At 68.4% G+C, this 2,974-nt stretch carries 2 protein-coding genes; both read right to left on the bottom strand.

Annotated elements, in window-relative coordinates:
* Positions 1-126: 126 nt before the first annotated feature.
* Positions 127-1,779: a Na/Pi cotransporter family protein gene (locus LL06_RS25600; RefSeq protein ID WP_035533792.1), complete on the bottom strand. Its 1,653-nt coding sequence runs from the start codon at positions 1,777-1,779 to the stop codon at positions 127-129.
* A 202-nt stretch (positions 1,780-1,981) separates the two neighbouring features.
* Positions 1,982-2,791, bottom strand: a complete 810-nt coding sequence (locus LL06_RS25595) for a helix-turn-helix transcriptional regulator (protein WP_081964199.1) — start codon at positions 2,789-2,791, stop codon at positions 1,982-1,984.
* Between the last annotated feature and the right edge of the window lie 183 nt (positions 2,792-2,974).

Here is a 2,974-nt window from a genome sequence, read left to right as displayed (position 1 = left end):
CGCGCTGCATGGCCAGGCGGCCGAGCGCGCGGGCCGGGGCATGACCGCGGAAGATCTCGCAGCCCATGTCGCGCCGGCGTGAGGCGGCGGCCCCGTCGCGCCGTGTCGTCCGGGCCCGACCGGGCGCTACAGCAGACGGCTCTTGCGCAGCATGCCGGCGCCGGCCAGCACCGGATAGGCGATGGAGGCAAACAGCGAGTTGATCTCCTTGAGATCGCGCATCGTGTCGATGTGGATCGAACTGCTGTCATAGCTGTTGTCATTGCCGTCGCGCAGCCTTTGCATGTGCTGCTCCTCGCTCCGGCGCACCATGGTGCGCACCTCCTCCTTCTGCGCCACCAACTGCCTGGCCTGCTCGACGTCGCGGTGGATGAAAAGGTTGAACGCCAGCCGCGCGTTGCGCATCACCTCCTGGTGCAGCCCCCTGATCTCGTGCCAGCCTTCGGGGGAGAACGCGATGTTGCGCGCCTGCTTCTTCTGCGCCCGCGTCACCATGTTCTGGGCGATGATGTCGGCGGCCTGCTCGAGCTTGATGGTAGCCCCCAGCAGATCCTGCAGCAGCGCCGCCGACTTGTCGTCGAGCCTGCTCTCGGAGATCTTGGCGAGATAGAACTTGATCTCGCGATGGATCTCGTCGACTTCGTCGTCCATCGCCTGGATGCGCGCCAGTTTCTGCTTCTCGGGCTTGTCGAGCGCCTCCAGGATCCAGGTCAGCATCCGTTCGATCCGCTCGCAGACGGTCAGCACTTCGCGGGTGGCGTTGGCGATCGCCTGGCGGGGATCGGACAGTTGGTCGGGCTTGAGCGCCGAGATGCGCTTCTCGGCGACGGGGCCGCCGGGCTGTTCTAGCGGCGTCAGCCAGTTGCCCAGAAGGCTGCCCACCAGGCCGCAGAAGGGCAGGCCGAACACCACCACCGCCAGGTTGACGGCGAGGTGGATCAGCACCACCGCGTCACCGGGTTGGCTGGAGAACAGAGCGCTCGGCAGCTCGAAGCTCATCTGCGCCGCCAGCGCCAGCAGCGTGCCCAGGCCGCGGATGGCGACATTGCCGAGCGGCACGATCCGCGCCTCGGGGCGCTCGCCGCGGGTCAGCACCGCGCCGATCACGGCCGCGCCGAAATTGATCCCCAGCACCAGTGGGATGATCAGCACCGGCGGGATCAGAGCCCGGTCGGCGAGCGAGGCCAGCAGCAGCACCGCGGCGACGCTGGAATGGAACGCCCAGGCGCACAGCGCCGCCAGGACGAAGGCGGTGATCCAGTCGCGCGACAGGTAGGTGATGATCACCGGCAGGATCTGGCTGCTCCTCAGCGGATCCGACGCCTCGCCGATCAGCCGCAGCGACAGGAGCAGCAGGCCGAGCCCGAACAGGATGCGGCCGGTCTGGCGCCAGTTGCGCTGCTCGCTCGCCCGGAAGGCGATGGTGCCGGCCAGCAACAGCACGGGAATGAGCAGCGACAGGTCCTGGCGCAGGATGCGCACCACAAGCGCCGAGCCGAGATCGGCGCCGAGCAGGGTGGCGATGCCGATCGCGGTCGTGACATAGCCGCTCGAGACGAAGCCCGCGACGATCAGCGCGACCGCGGTGGCGCTCTGCAGGGCGATGGCGAACAGGAAGCCCGCGCAGGCCGCGGCCACCCGGTTGGAGATGGCCCGCCGGAGATTTTCGCGCAGGACGTTGCCATAGGCCCGCTCGATGCCGGTCCTGACCATGCGCGTCGCCCACAGCAGCAGCGCGACGGCGCCGGCGAGATTGATGAAAACGGCCATTCCGGACATGCAGCCCTCAACTCGACAGAAATGGCAGTCCCTGGGGCGTTGGCGGAGTCTGTCCACGGTCGTCGGGGGCTGTCGGGGATGCGACTCAGGTTATCGTATTTTCACGAGTGTCACAATTTGATTACTTCTGGTTGTGACGCGCGCGATTGTCTGTTCCGATTGAACGGAACGGGACGATGGTCGCGAAGGCGTCGCGCGGGCGTCAGTTCGCCTGGTTGCGCAGGTAGGTCCTGGGCGGGGTCCCCATCATGCGGCAGAACATGGTGGTGAAGGCCGGCACGCTGTCATAGCCGAGGTCGAGCGCCACGGCGGTGACGGGCTCGCCGTCGGAGAGCCGGGGCAGGGCCGCCATCAGGCAGGCCTGCTGGCGCCAGGTCGAGAGGCTCAGTCCCGTCTCGCGGCGGAAGATCCGGGTGAAGCTGCGCCGGCTCAGCCCCGCGGCATCGGCCCAGTGGTCGATGTTGAGATGCGCCGAGGGCCTCGCCACGAAATCGCGGCAGAGCGGGGCGAGCCGCTGATGGGCGGGGAACGGCAACCCCAGCGGGCGGACCGGCAGATGCGGGATCTCGTGCAGCATCGCGCCCAGGATGAAGCTGGCGCGCGGGCTGGCCGGGTCCTCGCGCAGCCGCACCGCCTCGGCGATCAGGCCGCGCATCAGCGGCGTCACGCCGGTCACCTGCAGCCGGTCGGGCAGCCCGGCGATGGCTTCCGGGCGGATATAGACCGAGTGCATGGCGACGCTGCCCACCGTGTCGACGGCATGGCGGACGCCTGCCGGGATCCACAGCGCATGGTCGCGCGGCATCATCCAGCGCCCGGCCCGAGTGGTCACGGTCAGCACGCCGCTCGACAGATGCAGGAGCTGCGCACGCCGGTGCTCATGCTCGGCCACATGATGGTAGCTTTCATAGCGATGGGCGAAGGCGATCGCCGGCGCGTGCGCGCGCTCGATGGCGGCGTGCCGCGCCTCGCGCTCCTCGGCGGTCTCGACATAGGTGTCCGGCGTGGTCATGGCATTGGCCCGATCGCGTAAGAAATAGACCACACCACGAAAGCGGGCAGCCCGCAAGTGCTGTATCACCTCTAGGACAGCACGGGTTCCGGCCCGCGCCCGCCCATCAAAGGACCGTGCAATGAACGTGATGCCTGGAAAGCCCGCCGCCGGCGGACCGATCGACGCCGCAATCCCCGCCGC

Source organism: Hoeflea sp. BAL378 (assembly GCF_000759435.1).
In the GTDB taxonomy this organism is placed as follows: Bacteria; Pseudomonadota; Alphaproteobacteria; order Rhizobiales; family Rhizobiaceae; genus Hoeflea.
Note: the sequence above shows the minus strand (reverse complement) of the source record. Positions and strands in the feature narration are given on the sequence as shown.

What these genes read in the sequence shown, in the direction of transcription:
- LL06_RS25595 (WP_081964199.1), bottom strand. Translation starts at nt 2,791, where the DNA reads ATGACCACGCCGGACACCTATGTCGAGACCGCCGAGGAGCGCGAGGCG.
- LL06_RS25600 (WP_035533792.1), bottom strand. Translation starts at nt 1,779, where the DNA reads ATGTCCGGAATGGCCGTTTTCATCAATCTCGCCGGCGCCGTCGCGCTG.